This is a genomic window from Halostagnicola kamekurae, assembly GCF_900116205.1.
Lineage (GTDB): Archaea > Halobacteriota > Halobacteria > Halobacteriales > Natrialbaceae > Halostagnicola > Halostagnicola kamekurae.
In genome coordinates this window covers 367,600-384,208 of the sequence record NZ_FOZS01000003.1, presented here as the reverse complement: position 1 = coordinate 384,208, position 16,609 = coordinate 367,600, and the positions used below count along the sequence as shown (strand labels likewise).

Sequence of the window (16,609 nt, the reverse complement as noted above, 5' to 3'; positions counted from 1 at the left end):
ATGTGGAAGGTATGCGGAGAAATACATAACACAGGTGTTCAATTATAAGTATCAGCCTACCGTGGATGAGAATATGCGTGCAATCCGCTATCATAAATCCGGTACACCAAGTGTCCTCCAAATTGACGAGATCAAACAACCGGAGCCAGGCCCGAATGAAGTCTTGGTCAAAACTCGTGCAGCTAGCGTCAATCCTGTTGATGGCGTGGTTCGTAACTTAAGCCAAACCAACCATCCAAAGACAACAGGATCTGATTTGGCTGGCAGAGTGAAAGCAGTCGGAGACGGTGTGACCACATATGAAAACGGTGACCGAGTATTCGCGACAGGCCTTCATGCTGAACGCTTCTCAGGCGGATCATTTGCTGACTACGTGATCGTTCCGACAGATCTACTCTCGCCACTTCCAAAAGAGGTGAGTTTCAAAGAAGGAGCTGCAATTGCTCTCGTCGGAGTTACTGCTTGGCGTGCGTTCATCAATCATGCAGATATTGAACCCGGAGAGACAGTACTTATCCATGGAGGAAATGGTGGCGTCGGCCACATAGCGATACAGATTGCGAGTCTAATGGGCGCCTCAGTAGTAGCAACTGCACGACCGAAGCACTACTCGACGATACGAGAGTTCGGGGCGGACTTCGCTTTCGACTATACACGCGACGATCTCGGAAAGGCAATCAAATCTGAATGTGGTGGAGTTGATGTTATATTAGACCACTTTCCGAAGAGAGATATTAATACGAATATAGACGTGCTTAATTTGGAGGGTGATATTGTGGTTATCGCGGGAAAAGAAATGACCATCTCAGACATCACCTCGATACGGCAAAAAGAGATTGACCTCCATATGATGAGTGTAACAAACCTTGTTACACACCGTGACTTACCTAATATCGGAAAAATACTCACATATATTAGTCGGCTTCTCGCCAATGGCCAACTTAGCGTAGAAATCGATCGAGTATATGATTTTGACACCGCAGAGAAGGCTTATCGTGCCCTCCAAGAGGATAGTATCGTCGGAAAGATAGTCGTCGAGCCTTGACCACTACGGACTTCAAAATTAGACGACTACATCAACTACTTGACTATCTCCGAATTGATGGTTCTATCTCATTAGATCCCATCACTATTAGTAATATATAGGTCTCAGTAAAGTTATCCCCATCAGAGAAATGACACCTATCAATAATTATATATGCCTGTATTTTAATATCCACGTTATGGGAGAAGAGAATTCAGACATGCGGGTTCTGGCAAAAACGGAACCCAAGCCAGGAATGACACTCCAAGAAAAACCGATCCCGGAACCAGAACCCGATGAAGTTCGGCTACGCGTGAAGTCAGTTGGTATCGATGGAGGTGTAGAAGCCCCGCTCTATCAGTGGGTTCCTAGCTACCAACATTACGAGGAACATCTGCCACAAGTATTCGGCCATGAATTTGCAGGTGAGGTGGATGCTCTTGGAAGTGACGTATCTAATTATCAGACAGGCGATAGGGTGGCTGTCGAACCAAGTATATTCTGTGGACGTTGTCGAAATTGCCGGGAAGGAGACTGGAATATCTGCACCGAAAAATCGGGATACGGTCCTTCAGGTCAGAAGTCTATCGGGATAGATATCGATAATGATGGCGCACTCGCCGATTATGTAACTGTCCCTGCGAGTAACCTATACACAATTCCAGATTCAATAACGTATGATGAGGGGACCTTCTTAGAATTATTAGCAATCGGTGTTCACGCAGTTGAACGGTCAGACTTCGAGGCCGGAGACCGAGTTGCAGTAACTGGTCCCGGCTCAGTCGGACTAAGTGCGTTAATAGCGGCGTCTGTTGGAGGAGCAAATGAAGTGGTTATGATTGGTACTAGTGATGATGAAAACCGCCGTCTCCCAATCGCTAAAAAAATGGGCGCAACACAAACCGTAAATATCGAAGAAGAATCTCTTGAGAAGCCCGTAGACGTGTTTATTGAGGCATCGGGACATGAGTCAGCACTAAAGACCGCAGAAGAACATACCCAGAAAGGAGGTGAAATCATTCAGATCGGGGTATACCACGGCAAAGACGCGGTTCCTGTGAATCTAAATCACCTCCTCAATAATGGGATTTCGATTGAGACCATCTTCGGAAGGAAAGAATCCAGCTGGCATCGAGCAATTGCAATAGCGGAACAAATTGATCTGTCACCAGTTGTTGGCCCAAGTTATGACTTGGAAGACTTTGAAGAGGCATTCGCTGCAGAGAATAATAGGGTAGGCATCAAAATCACACTAAATCCATAACATCGGTTCAGTTTTTACAAAACCAATCATATCCTCAGATAAGTAGCTACTGTGGTGAAACAACTTCGATAGGGTGCGTCGAAATTTGCGGTGACAGTGACGAGATTTGTTCCTGACAAGACGCACCGCTGGCAACCACATCTTGCCGGCCAACGTCGAGTGTTTCAAACTGGTCGACGAGCGTCTCCCCGACGTCGACGCTGAGCTCGTAGTACTCGGACTTGTACCCGAAGCTCCCGGCCATCCCGCAGCACTCCACGTCGGAGGTCACGACGTCGTATCCGAGGCGCTCGAAGACCGCCTCTGTGTACTTGTCGACGTCGAGCGTGCGCTGCTGGCAGTGGCTGTGGTACGCCACGTCGCCGCCGGCGGCGAGCACGTCCTCGTCGGCGCCGTTCTCTAGGAGGCCGTAGACGTACTCCATGACCTCGTAGCTATTCGCCGCGAGCCGTTCAGCGCGCCCCTCTGGAAGGAGGTGGTCGTACTCACGACGGAACGCGGCAAGATCGGAAGGCTCGACGACCACCACGTCGCGGCCGACGTCGAGGTGGGGGCCGAGACTGTCGGCGACGCGCTCGGCGTTCTCGCGCGCCGTCGAAATCATCCCCTGAGAGAGCGGCGCGCGCCCGCTCTCATGGCACGGCGCGACGGTCACGTCCACGCCGAGGGCTTCCAGCGTCCGGACGGCGGCCTTCCCGCGGTCCACGAGCACGTAGTTGGTGTACGCGTCCGGGTAGAGGACAGCCTCGCGGTCCGCGTCGCCGGCCGACGAGAGCGGTTCCCGCGACTCGAACCAGTCGACGAGCGTCTCGCGCCGGAACTTGGGGAGATCCCGACGGCGATCCACGCCCGCGACGCGCTCCATCACCGCCCGCGACGGCCCCCAGTCGGCGAGCCAGTTCGAGACGGGCGCGGTCGCAGAGCCGAGCTTCGCGAGCGTCCCGAAGTTCCCGAACAGACGCTTCTGGAGGTCGACGCCTCCAGGGTCGGCGTCCGGCGTCAAGCCCTCCACGAGCCAGTCGAACTCCCTGTCGGTGCCGCGGTTGATTCGGTCCCGCACCACGGTGTTGATCCACGGGATGTCGATGTTCACGGGGCAGGCATCGACGCAGCGCGAGCAGCCCGTACAGAGGTCGTTGAACTCCGCGGCCAAGTCCATCCCGTGGACGCCGGCCTCCCAGCCAGTCGCGATGCCGCCCGTGTACGTCTCGCCGCCGAACGCGTGGCCGCCGACGTGCTGGAAGTTCGCACACGAGTTCGCGCACGCCCCGCAGCGGATACAGTACAGCGTCTCGCGCAGTTCGTCGTCCTCGCGCATCTCCATGCGACCGTTGTCCAGCAGCACGAGGTGGAACTCCCGGTCGTCCGTGCTCCGGTCGAGGGGCTCGTCCGGCTCGTCGAAGTCGACGACCGGCGAGTCGACGGGCGGGGAGAGCAACGAGAGGTACGTCGCGATGTCCTGACCGCCTGCGGCGCGCGCGATGAGCTCGGCGAACGGCGGGAAGTCGTCGACGCTCGGAATCAGCTTCTCGACGCCCGCGACCGCGACGTGGGTGTCCGGCGTGACTGCGCACTTTCGGGCGTTGCCCTCGTTCGTGACGAGCGCGATGGTGCCCGACTCCGCGAACACGAAGTTCGCGCCCGTCATCCCCACGTCGGCGTCCATGATCTTCTCGCCGACGTGGTCTCGCGCGAACTGCGTGAGGTCCTCGGCGGTCTTCAGGGGCTCCTCGGGGTCGAAGTGCGCGTCGAACAGTTTCGCGATGTCCTCCGTGGACTTGTGGAACGCCGGCCCCACGAGGTGCGAGGGCGCCTCGTTGGCGACCTGCACGACGAACTCGCCGAGGTCGGTTTCGGTGACGTCGACGCCCGCGTCTTCGAGCACGTCGTTGACGTCGATCTCCTCGGTGGTCATCGACTTCGACTTCGCGAGCGTCTCGGCGCCCTTCGATTCGGTGACCTCGGTGATGTATCGGTTCGCGTCCGCAGCGTCGTCGGCGAGGTACACCTCACCGCCGTTGGCCTCCACGGACTCCCGGACCGTCGCGACGAGTTCGGGAAGGGCCTCGATGGCGTCCTCCTTGATTCCCCTCGCCTCCGCCCGCAGTTCGTCGATGTCGTCACGGTGGCGGTTGGTCTCGTAGCGCCCCTCGTTGACGTGCGTCGTGTTCTCGAAGACGGCGTCGCCCTCGGTCTCGAGGAGGTGTCGAAGCTTCGCCGCCTTGCGCTGTCGGTCCGTACTCATCGGTCGGTCACCACCACCGCGTGGACCTTCTGTGGGCCGTGGACGCCCGAGACGAGTTCGCCCATGTCCGCCGTGGCGCTGGTGCCAGTCGCGAGCACCGCCGAATCCCGGCCAGCGTCGAACTCCCCGTGGAGCCACGACGCCGTCTCCCAGACGTCCTCGTGGAGGTCGCTGGCGCAGACGACGCCGACGTGCGTAGTGGGATAGAGGCTCACCGGCTCCGCTCCCGCCTCGTCGGCCTGAATCACGAAGGTCCCGTGGTTCACGATGCCGTACACGCGCGTGACGCCGGTCTCGGCCTCTCGAAGGTGGCGCGGAGTCGGCGTCGTCTCCACGTCCGTGTCGTCCAGCGAGACTCCGTCGATGCCCAGCGGGACGCCGACGGCCGGTTGCTCGACTACATCGGCGAGCGCGTCCGCGAACCCCGCGGCCTCGACGCGCGTACACGAGACGTCGGCTGCGTCCAGCGAGTCCGCGAACCGGTCTGTGGTATCAATCCGCATGTGCCGTACGTGGCCCACGTCGTGCTTATGTCTACCGGTCACTCCTCGGTCATGACGGTCACGACTGGAATCTCGGCGTTGAGGAGGAACGACTGGGTGGCGCTCCCGAAGACCGCCTTCCCGACGGGCGTGCGCTTCCGGCCGCCGACCACGAGATACGTCGGGTCGTCAACGGAGTCCACGACGCCGAGCACCTTGTCGACAGTTTCGCCGACGCGCCCGACGTAGCGGGCGTCCGCCGGGAGGTCCTCGAGCGTCTGCTCGGTGACGTCCTCGGCGACGCCCGCGGCGTCCCGGTTCGCCTGGTCGACCGGGTAGGAGTCGCCTTCGGTGCCGCCGTAGTCAGTCCCGGACGCGGTCGGGAAGCCGAAGTTCGCGGTGGAGCCGCTGTCGGCGCGCTCCTCGTAGGCGTCCTGAGACATCACGTGGACGACGACCAGCTCCTCGTCGTACTGCGCGGCGAGGTCGGCGCCGACTTCCGCGACCCGGTCAGGAATCTGTTCCCCGTCGACTGCTGCGACGATAGTCATAATTTGAGTATTATATCACAGGTACAAAAGAATACGCCCGAAAGTGAATCCGCGGCAAAAACCACTAACTAAATCATCGTCTATTTGACTAAAAAGAAAGTCGATTAAGTCCACCGGAGGATTCGCGAGCGAGTGAGCACGAGCCCACGGTCAAAGGCAAACCCAATAACCATCATCACGATGAGTGTCGCATAGGTTTGAGCGGAGTTGAAGTCTCTGACCCCGGATATTTCGAGGAAACCCAGACCGCCGCCTCCAGCTGTCATCTCGAAGACGAATGTAATGATGAGTGATAGCGGGAGTGCAATCTGAATTCCGGAAATGATACCGGGCGCTGCCGCTGGAAGGACAACTTTTCGGATTAGTTCTCGGTCGGACGTACCCATCATTCGTGCTGACCAGATGAGGTTCTTGTCTATATCTCGTGTTGCGTTACGAGCGTTAATCGCAACTGGCCAGAAACAGCCAATAATCACAAGCACAATCTTCGAGAAGTCACCGGATCCAAACCAGAAGAGGAACACTGGAATTAACGCGATTATCGGAACGGGATATCCAATTTCAATGATCGGATTCCAGAACCATGCCATAACCCGAACACGAGCCGCTAATACTCCAACTAGAACACCTAGCGTGCATGCAATTACTAACCCAATAACCGCTCGCCTGACGGTCAGATATGCATGGTGTACCATAACACCGGAGGCCGTTAACTCATATAACTCCAGGAAGATATCCGAGATCGGAGGGAGGAAATAGTAGTAAACTAACCCGAACTGCCCGATAATTTCCCAGAGCACAATTACGAGTACAAGCGAATAGATGGACGTTACGAAGCCCATGACATTAGCCCGGCTAATGGAATCGCTACTGATTATGTCCATTGTACCAACCTCCGTTCGCCCCACTCATACACACGCACCGAGAAGAATGCGATGAGAGAGATTACAACAATAACGGCGAACATCGAAGTGTAGTTTCCTATCTGTCCATGCCGGAGGATTTCGAATCCAACTCCCCTATTTGACGCGACAAGCTCCGCGCCGACTAGTGAGATAAATGCAATTGGGATCGCTTGGCGAATTCCAGTTAGGATGCTCGGGATTGTAGCGGGAACCACGACTTTTAGAGGAATCTTCCAAGAGTCCATTCCCATCATTTGTACTGACCAAATTAAATTCTGATCGACGTTTTGCGCAGCGTTGTAGCTGTTCAACACGATTGGCAGTAGGCAAGCTAAGAATACGATTAATACGGACGTTGCTGTCCCGACTCCGAGCCACAGAATCGCTAAGGGGACAAGCGCGATCTTTGGTAGAGGGTAAATTAGTGCCAGAGGCACCTCGAAGAAGTTCTCAACACTCTGTAACCTCGCCATACCGATTCCGAGTAGCACACCGACTATGATACTCATCCCGAGGCCAGCAGTGACCCGGAAGAGGGAAACTTGGATATGTGGCAGTATCTGCCCAGTTACGATGATTTCCCACGTTGCCAGAACCACCTCTGAGAATGGGGGTAGAATCTCGCTGGATACAAACGACCCGCTTATTATCTCCCAAAATCCCGCGACAAGTGCGATTGGTATCCACTCAAAGACGAACCAGCCAGTTTTCTGGACAGGTTCTGGGAGCGACTTTCCTAACTCCGTAATTCGAAGTGTGGCGTGTGCCATGGTTAGTTTCCAGTATTGGGGTTGGTTTCTTCACGGAGTGATTGCCATACCTGTTTTCTCATGTCTGTATATTCCTCGGAGAGGATAACATCTTCACGGCTTTCGGACCGATCAAGGTCGATATCGAAGATCTCCTTTTTGGTTCCGGGATGACGAGTCATAACCATAACCTGCTCTGAGAGATAAACAGCTTCCTCAACGTCGTGCGTGATGAAAATTACAGTTTTCTCGACGTCCCGCCAAATGTCAAGTAGATGCTCTTGTAACGATTCACGGAGCGGCTGATCGAGCGCCCCAAATGGCTCGTCCATTAAGAGGATTTTTGGGTCGTATGCTAACGTCCTAGCAAGCGAGACACGCTGTTTCATCCCGCCCGAGAGCTCTTTTGGGTATTTATCCTCAAATCCGTCAAGATCCATCATATTAATGAATCGCTGAGCGGTTGTCTGTCGTTCCTCTTTATCTATCCCTTTTTGCTCGAGCCCGTACGTGACGTTCCCCATCACAGTTCGCCACGGGAATAACGCATAGTCCTGGAAGACGACGCCACGGTCCGTCCCGGGTCCATTAATGGCATTACCATCAACAGCGATTGTCCCGTCACTCTCGTCAAGGAACCCCGCGATAAGGTACAATAATGTACTCTTCCCGCAACCACTAGGTCCGACAACGCTTAGAAATTCACCGCTAGGGACCTCAAGCGAGAGGTCGTCGATTGCTTTCGTTCGTTCGTCACCAGTATCGTAGACTTTTTCGAGGCCTGAGATCGTGACTTTGCCTTCTATCATGTTTGTGTAACCTGTTGTTGAATTTTTGCGCTTTGCACGAATGTTCATTCTTCAAGTGATACAGTCATTACGGGTACCAGTTATTTAGCCATCATATAACGAGCGGCTCTGATCTCCTAATTGGATTCTCACGAAAGTTCACTGGCGAGTGCCACCATGACTCAAACTCACATGAGGGCATATAAATATACTGGATTGTTAATGATGGGTTTTGGTTGATATTCAAATAACATAGGATCACAGTTAAAGCATGTGGGTGATTTCACCCTCTCCCAGAACTCTTTTTGGAAATAGGTCTGCCTAGTAAACTCAATCTCATTCTCCGGGGCGTTGTTGTACTCATTATCAGCCACGCTGGAAACACCATCACACAAGACAAAGAAAAAGCTTGTTCGAGGGGAGGTGACTTGAAGACGTACTCTCGGCAAAGAATCCAAAAATAGTTTGACCAGGCGTCATCTTCGTAAGCAAGTAGCGGGTCCGAAGGTTATACAAATGTACCTGGTTGGACTCAATTCCTCATTCCGATATTTCACCGCGAATTCGCGGTCTTTCTCCCTAATCGGCTTTTCAAAGGCGCCGTACACACTGCCCTCAAGCGCTAATCGAACTACGTCAGACATCGGAAGGGTGGTACTGAATCGTGGACTGTAGATGTCGACCAGCTTCCAGATTGCGGAAGTGTGAGAGGGAACTCTTCAGGACAGGTGGATTCAACTGTTTTTTTCTCGGCTCGACAGACTCGCCCCTCCATCGACTTCGAGTACCGTCCCAGTAATGAAGGATGCCGCATCTGAGACCAAAAATGCGGCGGCCTTAGCCTGGTCTTGAGGCGTTCCCCAACGACCGAGTGCGGTCATCTCTTCCACTTCTTGGTGGTCTTCCTCCGTTGCAGTGCGTTCAGATAGTGGAGTAAGTGTTGGTCCTGGGCAAACCGCGTTAGCCCGAACTCCATACTCGCTCAGATCCCATGCAGTATGTTTTGTGAGACCGATTATCCCCCATTTTGAAGCTGTATAATCCGGCCCACCAAAATGACTGATATTTCTACCAGCCATCGAGGATATATTTACTATATTTCCGCCACCCTGTTCAATCATCACTGGCGCTACCTCCCGGGTACAATTGAACGTCCCGGTGAGATTCACCCCGATAATGTTCCCCCATCGTTCCAAATCGACATCCATGAGACCGCCTGGTGATGAAATCCCTGCGTTATTCACTAAGATATCGATTGATCCGAACGAATCGAGCGTCTCCTGAACGAGGGATCGGACATCCTCCACTGAAGTAATATCGCACTCCACACCCAATACGGAGTGATTTCTATCACGGAGTTCGTTGATAGTTTTTTGCAACTTTTCCTCTTGGATATCGGCAAGCACAACGGAAGCCCCACATTCACCGAACAGTTCTGCGATTCCTCGGCCAATTCCCCCTGCTGCTCCAGTCACAACTGCGGTTTGACCGGTAAAATCGTATTTAACCGTCATTCTTCTGCTCCCCGCTGACTTACCGAGCAAGACCCAAGTGCACTATTGTGAATAGCTGAGTGTATTTTGCTTTGCGTCATCTATTGTGCTACACGTTATCGTTAATCGTGCTTAGTATATACGCTCTTGGGTAGAGGGTTGTTGGTCAGTTCCAGCAGTAGTCAAAAGTCACAGCAGGCAAGGGTGACGCGATCACGTCACCCGACGAACGATGTTCCCAATCAAGACGTTCGTCTCGAAGCGTCGCGCCTATTGCCCGCGCTTCCGTGGCGAATCTGTGATTCGGTACGGCAGCTATCGAGTGTTTCAGTGGTATCTGTGTAAGGATTGCGACCGCACGTTTACGATCAGCCGGCACGGCTCTATTGAATCCGCAGAGGGCGACGAGATTCATTGCTTGACGACTTGTTCGACGTTATAGACCGCGGCTGCGAGAGTGATTTCACGGAACTGGCGGTACCATGGAACGCGCTCGGACAGGGGAGCCGTACGAGCGCTTGATCACCGAGTTCGCGGTTTCACAGATCGAGCGCTGGTTGTAGCGTTCATCCTCAATCCGCGCGTTATGCGCGTGATCGTAGAATGCGGAGACGCGATGTTTGATCAGTGGTTTTACGCCTTCGGAACGGAGTTCTTCGCGGAAGCTCATGTCGTTATACCTTTGTCGGCGGCGAGGCTGAGCAGGTCGCCGGCGTTGCGCCGGGCGACCTGCGGCCCGATGTTGGTTCCGTTCGGCCACTTCGTGCTGCAGTGGACGTCGATAACCGCGCCCTGCGCGGTATCGACGAGGCATGTCGCTTGTATCGTCCATACGTCTCGGCCACAGCGCTTGAGGTAGTGGGTTGATGCCGGTCGACGGTCAAAGTACGTGGCATCGATAGCAGCGTGACTGGAGTGGTCGAGCAGCTCCGACGAGAGTCGGAGCAGCTCTCGCTAGATCTGCATCGGTGCTCGATCAAACGACTTGCAGAGCGCGGATGGGCCGGGGAGCTCGCCGCGCTCGAGAGCGAGCGCGGCTCGTACCTGCTCCATCTCTTCGGTCCAATCGAGGACTTCTTCGAGTGTCGCTTCCATGTGCAGCCGGGGAAAATGCAAGACAGCGTGCTTCCAGCCGGCAACTTCGTTGCCGGCAGGATGGCTGATCTCTATCAGCGCTGCATCAGTAAGTTTTCGTGCGATCGACATAGCCTGTTTGACGAAGCGGAAGAGAGTCTTCCGCACAAAGGTTCCTCTTCCGCTTCAATTCAATCATTCTGACGACTTACCTCGACGCCGTCGGTGGATTCAATAGAACCGACCGGCACCGTCTTCGAACACTCAGCGATGGCGCTCAGAAAGTCGTTTCTCGCCGTCTACACCTACATCCGCTTCAACACGAGTATCAGGCAGTTAGGCGTGGATATCGACGTTTCCTACAAGAGATCTACCGGCGTGTCCAGCGCTTTCTCCGAACGCTGGACGCGCCTCGGCTACACCTCAAAGATCCGATTGAGATCGACGGATTCTACGTGAAAGTGGGGCTCAAGGGCCGCGAGCGCGACCAACCGTCGCGCTCGCGTGGCCTGTCCACGCGCGGACGTGGAACATTACGCTGAGGACAAACCTCCTGTGTTTGTTCTCGCAGATCGTGGCATCGATGAACGACACGTGATCCCGGCGAAAGCCGCGACTGAATCACGGATTCGATTCCTGTTGGCCAACCGCCAGCAGGAGTCGTTAACCGTCTATACTGACGGCTTTCGGGCGTACGAACCACTTGAGGAGGACTACCGCTCACTGTGTATCGATTATCTCTCTCCAGCTCCAAAACTTCTCTCACGTACTAGGTGTCAAGGCCGTCGAGGATACTGGGGAACTCAGCGAGGACACTGCTGGCGGTATCGCCGTCTTCGAGACGGCGTACCGCCAGCGTGTAGCGTTTGTTCTTCACACGCGCGTAGAGTGTAGTGTAGACGTGGAACGCAGTGGTTTCACGCCTTGCGACCGAGTGGAAGAGTCCATTCGTGTCGTCTTCATCACCGTAGTAGGGCCGCAGGTGGGGGGTCTGCCCAGACCTCCACCTTCTCGGGAGCAGTTCATCGAGATTCTCTCGCAGGAGCGTGTTAGTGACTCGTTCGAGCCGCTCCGGCTCGAACTTCGTCCGGAGATGGTAGAGGACCTCATAGATGTCTTCAGCAGTGATTTCAGCGTTATTGTCTAAGGAGAGCAGAACTTCCTCGTCAAGTCGGTTGACGAGAAAGTTAAGAAGGTGGTCCTTGTGGATCTCACCGTCTGCTTGCTTGGTTCTAGACCCACCATTAGCAAGCAGACGTTCTAACTAACCGGCTTTGTGAAGTACTGAAACTCCTCCAACGGGTCGGTACACGACAGGAAATCTGTTATCGGCAGTATCAGCCGTTGACGCTGTCTACAGCACGCCCCGAGTTAAACGTACAGAACCGATCCACGTAGTCGCTTCCGCCTGAATTCATTCATAGTTAGAGAAGGGGATTTCATTATTTTATTAAATATACTAAATATAAAATAATATATTCAAGTGAAGATGCTCTATCCTAGTCCGTACTCGTCCATCATCATACAAAGTAATTGTTAGGAGGAGTATCCGCAAGGTGGCTTCTCCGTAACGGTTCAACCTCCGCGTTTAGGCGGCGTTGTTCGTATACCAATCGGTATAGTCAGTACAGCTACCCCGTAACAATCGATGAATTACGGGAGGTATTCATTTGTGGCATATTCGGTCACGTCGAACGATTCCTCGATGACATCAACATCATTTACCAGGTCAACTGCATACTGGAGTTCATCCATGTTGATCTCGGCAGATCCTCGGTAATAATCATTCTCCGTGAGGTAAAATGCATCAACGGTCTCTTCAGAGATCTCGAAGTGCTCGCTGGCTAGTGAGACTACCTCATCCCGGTTATCGAACGCATAGTCGATCAGCGATTGATAGTCGTCAAGGAAGGCACGCACGTTATCTTCCTTATTATCGAGTACATTATTCCCGGTTGCGAGAAATGCGTGCGGGTACGGGTCGAGGACGTCCTGACTACGAAATACTTCCGTGAAGCCTTCGGAGCGTGGTTCTGGTGCAAACAACGCGGGGAAAATCGCTGCATCGAATATCCCATCCCGCAGGCCCGCTGCAAACGTCGGAAACCCCTGCTCGACGAATTCGACGTCGTTCTCACTAAGTCCAACCTCCCGTAGTTGGTGCATCCAAACAGCGTAGATCCCGCCACCTAGAGTGTTGACAGCGAGTGTAGCGTCTTCTAGGTCTTCTGGCTCGGTGATATCCGAATCCGGGAGAGAATACACGGTGAACCCATAATTATCCTCATATGCATCACCGAACCCACTCGCGATTGCCGTTAACCCCCCGGGAATTGCTTCCCCGAGAATAGTATTTGCGTAACTAACATTTGCGACTAGGACCACATCTGTTTCTCCGGCTGCTAACGCGTTTACCGAATCTGTTGTGGCACCATCTTGCGAGACGTTGAGTTCGTATTCTTCTCCGACATTCGGGAGCTCATCTTGAATCTCCGGAATGTCGAACAGTGACCCAGTATTCTCAATCGGAACCGTAAAATTGAATCGGAGCCCCTGACTGCCGCCGCCACCGAGGATGCCACTGCAACCTGCTAGTCCCGATAGTCCGACAGTTGCACCCAGAGCGGTACCTCGTTTTAATGCGTCTCGCCGAGTATATTCTACCATGCTACAACTCAACAAGGATCTTTTTATGATAAATAGTTTTCCCAACATCCGGGATTTCCAAGGTGTAGTATTATTACCGTTAGTAAAAGTATGTTATACTTCTGCTCCATACTGAGAGTGGATTCGTGCTTGTTATCATTAACTAGCGTTCTAGTTTACATATCCCCCCATATAACCGAGAATTTTAACATAATGTTCCCACATTAGATTCCGGGGGCGGATTCGATAAATCCCTCACGCGGCGGTCGTACCTGAAGACAGTCAGCGCAGCGGGCGCGCTCGGAATGAGCGAGCTGGCCGGCTGTACGGCGTTCGGCGGCGGCGGTGACGACAGCGGAAATCACCGTCGCGGCCGCAGTTCCCGAGACTGGGCGACTCTCCTCGATCGGGAGGAGATGCTGTGCGGCTACGAGCTCGACGTCGACATCATCAACGACAACGACGGCATTCTGCTCGCGCGTGTACGGGCGATGTTCCCCAAGGACGGTCTCGGTCATCTGCGTGTAGCCGTTCGGCGCGAGCGCGTTTACGCGGACGCCGTGGCGGTGCATCTCCGAGGAGACGGTGCGCACCGTCACCTGGATTCCGGCCTTCGAGGCGGCGTAGTTCACCTGCCCGACGTTGCCGCGCACGGAGTGCGCGCTCGCTGCGAGGTAGGAGCGGTGGCGGTCGAAGCCCTCGTTACCAGCTGCTCCCGCCAGTTCTGGCAGGCGGCCTGCAGCGTGAACTGGCCCGTGAGGTTCGTCTGGACGACCTCGCGCCAGTCTTCGGGGTCGAGCTTGTAGCTGATGTCGTCCCGGAGGATACCCGCGAAGTTCAGCACGCTGTCGACGCGGCCGTGCTCGTCGACGGTGTCGGCGACGAGATTGTCGGCGTACGCGAACTCCGTGAGGTCGCCGGCGTGGGCGGTCGCGTCGCCGCCGTTCTCGCGGATGGATTCGACGATCCGTTCGGCCACTTCGGGGTCGCCCCCCTCGCCGTGGACGGACGTACCGAGGTCGTTGACGACGACTGTTGCGCCGTGGTCGGCGAGCGCTCGTGCGGTCGCTTCGCCGAGGCTGTTCCCGCCGTCGCCGACGATGCACACGTGGTCGTTGAGGACGCTCATCGTCGTTTCACCCGCAGTTCCTCGACAGTCGATGCGCCGTGTGCGTACCTGCTGCGAGCGACTCCGTCGTGCATGCGCGCCGCTTCGACGACCGGTCATGCAAAACTTTGGGACGAGCCCCGGACGCATCAGTAGTTAACTAAAACCCCATATCAGGAAACAGAGTAACCGTTAGTTTAAATAACCGTCTTAATTTCTATCTCTACGATGGGAGCAACTGACATAGAGAACGTGACCGTGCTCTGCGCCCCCGAGATCACCCTCGGGCTCATCCCGGGCGGCAGCGGCACACAGCGACTCACGCGCATCATCGGCGAGGGCTGCGCGAAGGAACTGATCTTCCGTGGCGAACAGATCTCCGCCGAGGAGTTCGTCGGCGACCTCGCGGACGGCCCGAAGACGGCGCTCAAAGTCGCCAAGCGCGTCATCGACGACGAACAGGACGCCAGCCTGCAGGCCGGCCTCGACGCCGAGAACCAGGCGTTCGGCCTGCTCACGACCACGGAGGACATGGTCGAGGGCGTAACAGCGTTCAGAGACGACCGCGAGCCGGAGTTCGAGTGATGCCTCGGAACGCTGCAATCGTCGGCGGCGGACACGCAGACTGGGGCAAGCGCGAGGCGACGTGGAAGGACCTCGTGCAGGAGGCCGGAAAGGCCACCTTCGACGACGTGGACGGCCTCGGGCCGGACGATGTCGAGGGGTTGTTCCTCGGCGCGGTCCAACCCGAGCGGTTCGCGTTCCAGAGCCACGTCGCGCCGCTAGCGGCGGAACTGCTGGGCGTGAACGCCGACAAGATGATCGCACGGACGGAGCTGGCGTGCGCGAGCGGACAGGCCGCGCTGCGGTACGCGTGGCTCGCCATCGCCGCCGGCCAGCTGGACGTCGCGCTCGTCCTCGGCGTCGAGAAGATGGACCTCGGAGACGCGTACATGGAGGAGACGCAGTCGAGCATGACGAACGTGCTCGACCGCGAGTTCGACGGCGTGAACGGCCTGAACGCGCCCTCGTTCTTCTCGATGTTCGCGCAGCGCCACATGCACGAGTACGGCACCACGCGCGAGCAGCTCGCGCAGGTGAGCGTGAAGAACAAGCGCCACGCCGCGAACAACCCGTACGCGCAGTTCCAGCAGGAGGTCGACATCGACGACGTGCTGAACTCCTACCCAGTCGCGCCGCCGCTCTGCCTGCTGGACTGCAGCGGCATCACGGACGGCGCCGCCGGCCTCCTGCTCGTCAGCGAACAGAAGGCCCGCGAGCTCACAGACACCGCGGCGTACGTTACGGGCAGTGGGCAGTCGACGATGTCGGGCAACTCCATCAACAACCTCCCGTCGCTGTCCGGGTGGCCGCAGGCCACGGTGGCCGCCGAGGAGGCCTACGAGCAGGCGGGCATCGATGACCCCGTCGAGGAGTTGGACGTCGCGGAGATTCATGACTGCTTCTCCATCAGCGAGATCATCGAGTACGAGGACCTCGGCTGGGTACAAAAGGGCGAGGGCGGCCAGTTCGTCGAGGACGGCCGCAGTGAACTCGACGGCGACATCGCCGTCAATCCCCGCGGTGGCTTGCTCGGCTGCGGGCACCCGCTCGGCGCGACAGGCGTCTCGCAGGCACTGGAAGTATACAAGCAGTTTACGGGCGAGGTGGAGTCCGCCCGCCAGGTGCCGGACAGTCCAGAGACAGGACTTATCCACAACCTCAGCGGGAGCGGCTCCGTGCACAGCGTGATGACGCTCGCGAGGGACCCACAATGACAGACACAGACGCAGGCGGCGAGCCGCCGCGGCGAACCGTCACGATTCCGGAACGCATCGACCTACCGCGCCTGCTGGACTTCTACGACCTGCAGGACGCCGAACACACGCGCATCCACGAGTTCTACGACCGTCTCCGCGAGGGCGACCTCTCGACGACGCGGTGCGAGAACTGCGGGGAACTCCACTTTCCGCCCCGGGTGATCTGCCCGGAGTGCACGAGCGACGACCTCGAGTACGTCTCGCTGCCCCATGAGGGGACGCTGTTCGCATTCTCCACGGTCCGCGGGAGCGGCCCGCTCGGGATGGAGACGCCGTTCGTCACCGGCGTCGTGGAGCTCGACGGCGCGGATGTGCGGCTGTCGGCGCGCATCGACGGTGCGAAGTACGAGGACCTCTCCATCGGCGACCCGGTGTCGCTGGTGATCACGGAGATCGAGGACGGGCTGGACCAGCAACGGGTATTTTACCAGTTCGAACCACAGGGTGAGACAGCATGACG

The 16,609-nt window shown here is 56.2% G+C and carries 15 protein-coding genes and 5 pseudogenes; 7 read left to right on the top strand and 13 right to left on the bottom strand.

Going from position 1 to position 16,609, the window contains the following annotated elements; translation table 11 throughout:
• Nucleotides 1-73: 73 nt before the first annotated feature.
• Nucleotides 74-1,045: a quinone oxidoreductase family protein gene (locus tag BM348_RS15720; protein WP_092906183.1), complete on the top strand. Its 972-nt coding sequence runs from the start codon at nt 74-76 to the stop codon at nt 1,043-1,045.
• A 178-nt stretch (nt 1,046-1,223) separates the two neighbouring features.
• Nucleotides 1,224-2,288, top strand: coding sequence for a zinc-dependent alcohol dehydrogenase (locus tag BM348_RS15715; protein ID WP_245779488.1), 1,065 nt, complete (start codon nt 1,224-1,226; stop codon nt 2,286-2,288).
• A gap of 46 nt (nt 2,289-2,334) precedes the next feature.
• On the opposite strand, the gene BM348_RS15710 is transcribed toward BM348_RS15715, so the two are convergent.
• The 8 genes from BM348_RS15710 to BM348_RS15680 all read right to left on the bottom strand — a co-directional run bounded on the left by BM348_RS15710 (nt 2,335) and on the right by BM348_RS15680 (nt 9,522).
• Nucleotides 2,335-4,533, bottom strand: a complete 2,199-nt coding sequence (locus BM348_RS15710) for an LUD domain-containing protein (protein WP_092906181.1) — start codon at nt 4,531-4,533, stop codon at nt 2,335-2,337.
• Nucleotides 4,530-5,036, bottom strand: a complete 507-nt coding sequence (locus BM348_RS15705; protein ID WP_092906179.1) for an LUD domain-containing protein — start codon at nt 5,034-5,036, stop codon at nt 4,530-4,532. Before BM348_RS15705 ends, BM348_RS15710 begins: the two co-directional genes overlap by 4 nt.
• Nucleotides 5,037-5,074: 38 nt before the next feature.
• Nucleotides 5,075-5,566: a universal stress protein gene (locus tag BM348_RS15700; RefSeq protein WP_092906177.1), complete on the bottom strand. Its 492-nt coding sequence runs from the start codon at nt 5,564-5,566 to the stop codon at nt 5,075-5,077.
• A 104-nt stretch (nt 5,567-5,670) separates the two neighbouring features.
• Nucleotides 5,671-6,450, bottom strand: coding sequence for an ABC transporter permease (locus BM348_RS15695; RefSeq protein ID WP_092906175.1), 780 nt, complete (start codon nt 6,448-6,450; stop codon nt 5,671-5,673).
• On the bottom strand, nt 6,441-7,241 hold the full coding sequence (locus BM348_RS15690) for an ABC transporter permease (protein ID WP_092906173.1): 801 nt from the start codon (nt 7,239-7,241) through the stop codon (nt 6,441-6,443). The genes BM348_RS15695 and BM348_RS15690 overlap by 10 nt, the downstream gene beginning before the upstream one ends.
• A gap of 2 nt (nt 7,242-7,243) precedes the next feature.
• A complete protein-coding gene (locus tag BM348_RS15685) occupies nt 7,244-8,077 on the bottom strand; it encodes an ABC transporter ATP-binding protein (protein ID WP_245779487.1) in 834 nt (277 codons plus the stop codon).
• A 119-nt stretch (nt 8,078-8,196) separates the two neighbouring features.
• Nucleotides 8,197-8,382: a hypothetical protein gene (locus BM348_RS20690; RefSeq protein ID WP_139231202.1), complete on the bottom strand. Its 186-nt coding sequence runs from the start codon at nt 8,380-8,382 to the stop codon at nt 8,197-8,199.
• 360 nt (nt 8,383-8,742) lie between these two features.
• Nucleotides 8,743-9,522, bottom strand: a complete 780-nt coding sequence (locus tag BM348_RS15680; RefSeq protein WP_092906171.1) for an SDR family NAD(P)-dependent oxidoreductase — start codon at nt 9,520-9,522, stop codon at nt 8,743-8,745.
• Nucleotides 9,523-9,733: 211 nt separating this feature from the next.
• On the opposite strand from BM348_RS15680, the pseudogene BM348_RS20685 reads away from it, so the two are divergent.
• Nucleotides 9,734-9,889: pseudogene (locus tag BM348_RS20685) on the top strand (IS1/IS1595 family N-terminal zinc-binding domain-containing protein); the annotation flags it as partial.
• A 23-nt stretch (nt 9,890-9,912) separates the two neighbouring features.
• Here BM348_RS20685 and BM348_RS15670 read toward each other — a convergent pair.
• Nucleotides 9,913-10,743, bottom strand: a pseudogene (locus BM348_RS15670) (IS5 family transposase).
• 69 nt (nt 10,744-10,812) lie between these two features.
• On the opposite strand from BM348_RS15670, the pseudogene BM348_RS15665 reads away from it, so the two are divergent.
• Nucleotides 10,813-11,289, top strand: a pseudogene (locus BM348_RS15665) (transposase); the annotation flags it as partial.
• 61 nt (nt 11,290-11,350) lie between these two features.
• On the opposite strand, the pseudogene BM348_RS15660 reads toward BM348_RS15665, so the two are convergent.
• From BM348_RS15660 to BM348_RS22230, 4 genes and pseudogenes are all read right to left on the bottom strand, one after another.
• A pseudogene (locus tag BM348_RS15660) lies at nt 11,351-11,830 on the bottom strand (ISH3 family transposase); the annotation flags it as partial.
• A gap of 398 nt (nt 11,831-12,228) precedes the next feature.
• Nucleotides 12,229-13,242, bottom strand: coding sequence for an ABC transporter substrate-binding protein (locus BM348_RS15655; RefSeq protein WP_092906443.1), 1,014 nt, complete (start codon nt 13,240-13,242; stop codon nt 12,229-12,231).
• 203 nt (nt 13,243-13,445) lie between these two features.
• Nucleotides 13,446-13,874 (bottom strand): SDR family NAD(P)-dependent oxidoreductase, encoded by a 429-nt coding sequence (locus tag BM348_RS22235; protein ID WP_175507213.1) that lies wholly within the window; start codon nt 13,872-13,874, stop codon nt 13,446-13,448.
• Nucleotides 13,850-14,350, bottom strand: a complete 501-nt coding sequence (locus tag BM348_RS22230; protein ID WP_175507212.1) for an SDR family NAD(P)-dependent oxidoreductase — start codon at nt 14,348-14,350, stop codon at nt 13,850-13,852. The genes BM348_RS22235 and BM348_RS22230 overlap by 25 nt, the downstream gene beginning before the upstream one ends.
• 246 nt (nt 14,351-14,596) lie before the next feature.
• Here BM348_RS22230 and BM348_RS15640 point away from each other — a divergent pair.
• The 3 genes and pseudogenes from BM348_RS15640 to BM348_RS15630 all read left to right on the top strand — a co-directional run.
• A pseudogene (locus tag BM348_RS15640) lies at nt 14,597-14,914 on the top strand (enoyl-CoA hydratase/isomerase family protein); the annotation flags it as partial.
• On the top strand, nt 14,914-16,107 hold the full coding sequence (locus BM348_RS15635; RefSeq protein ID WP_092906165.1) for a thiolase C-terminal domain-containing protein: 1,194 nt from the start codon (nt 14,914-14,916) through the stop codon (nt 16,105-16,107). The pseudogene BM348_RS15640 and the gene BM348_RS15635, both read left to right, overlap by 1 nt.
• The gene (locus BM348_RS15630; RefSeq protein WP_092906163.1) at nt 16,104-16,607 is read left to right on the top strand and encodes a Zn-ribbon domain-containing OB-fold protein; all 504 of its coding nucleotides are present in this window, start codon (nt 16,104-16,106) and stop codon (nt 16,605-16,607) included. The genes BM348_RS15635 and BM348_RS15630 overlap by 4 nt, the downstream gene beginning before the upstream one ends.
• Nucleotides 16,608-16,609: the final 2 nt, after the last annotated feature.

Bases quoted from the DNA above. Each gene is read 5' to 3' on its own strand.
- BM348_RS15720 (WP_092906183.1), top strand. From the start codon at position 74: ATGCGTGCAATCCGCTATCATAAATCCGGTACACCAAGTGTCCTCCAA.
- BM348_RS15715 (WP_245779488.1), top strand. From the start codon at position 1,224: ATGGGAGAAGAGAATTCAGACATGCGGGTTCTGGCAAAAACGGAACCC.
- BM348_RS15710 (WP_092906181.1), bottom strand. From the start codon at position 4,533: ATGAGTACGGACCGACAGCGCAAGGCGGCGAAGCTTCGACACCTCCTC.
- BM348_RS15705 (WP_092906179.1), bottom strand. From the start codon at position 5,036: ATGCGGATTGATACCACAGACCGGTTCGCGGACTCGCTGGACGCAGCC.
- BM348_RS15700 (WP_092906177.1), bottom strand. From the start codon at position 5,566: ATGACTATCGTCGCAGCAGTCGACGGGGAACAGATTCCTGACCGGGTC.
- BM348_RS15695 (WP_092906175.1), bottom strand. From the start codon at position 6,450: ATGGACATAATCAGTAGCGATTCCATTAGCCGGGCTAATGTCATGGGC.
- BM348_RS15690 (WP_092906173.1), bottom strand. From the start codon at position 7,241: ATGGCACACGCCACACTTCGAATTACGGAGTTAGGAAAGTCGCTCCCA.
- BM348_RS15685 (WP_245779487.1), bottom strand. From the start codon at position 8,077: ATGAACATTCGTGCAAAGCGCAAAAATTCAACAACAGGTTACACAAAC.
- BM348_RS15680 (WP_092906171.1), bottom strand. From the start codon at position 9,522: ATGACGGTTAAATACGATTTTACCGGTCAAACCGCAGTTGTGACTGGA.
- BM348_RS15655 (WP_092906443.1), bottom strand. From the start codon at position 13,242: ATGGTAGAATATACTCGGCGAGACGCATTAAAACGAGGTACCGCTCTG.
- BM348_RS22230 (WP_175507212.1), bottom strand. From the start codon at position 14,350: ATGAGCGTCCTCAACGACCACGTGTGCATCGTCGGCGACGGCGGGAAC.
- BM348_RS15635 (WP_092906165.1), top strand. From the start codon at position 14,914: ATGCCTCGGAACGCTGCAATCGTCGGCGGCGGACACGCAGACTGGGGC.
- BM348_RS15630 (WP_092906163.1), top strand. From the start codon at position 16,104: ATGACAGACACAGACGCAGGCGGCGAGCCGCCGCGGCGAACCGTCACG.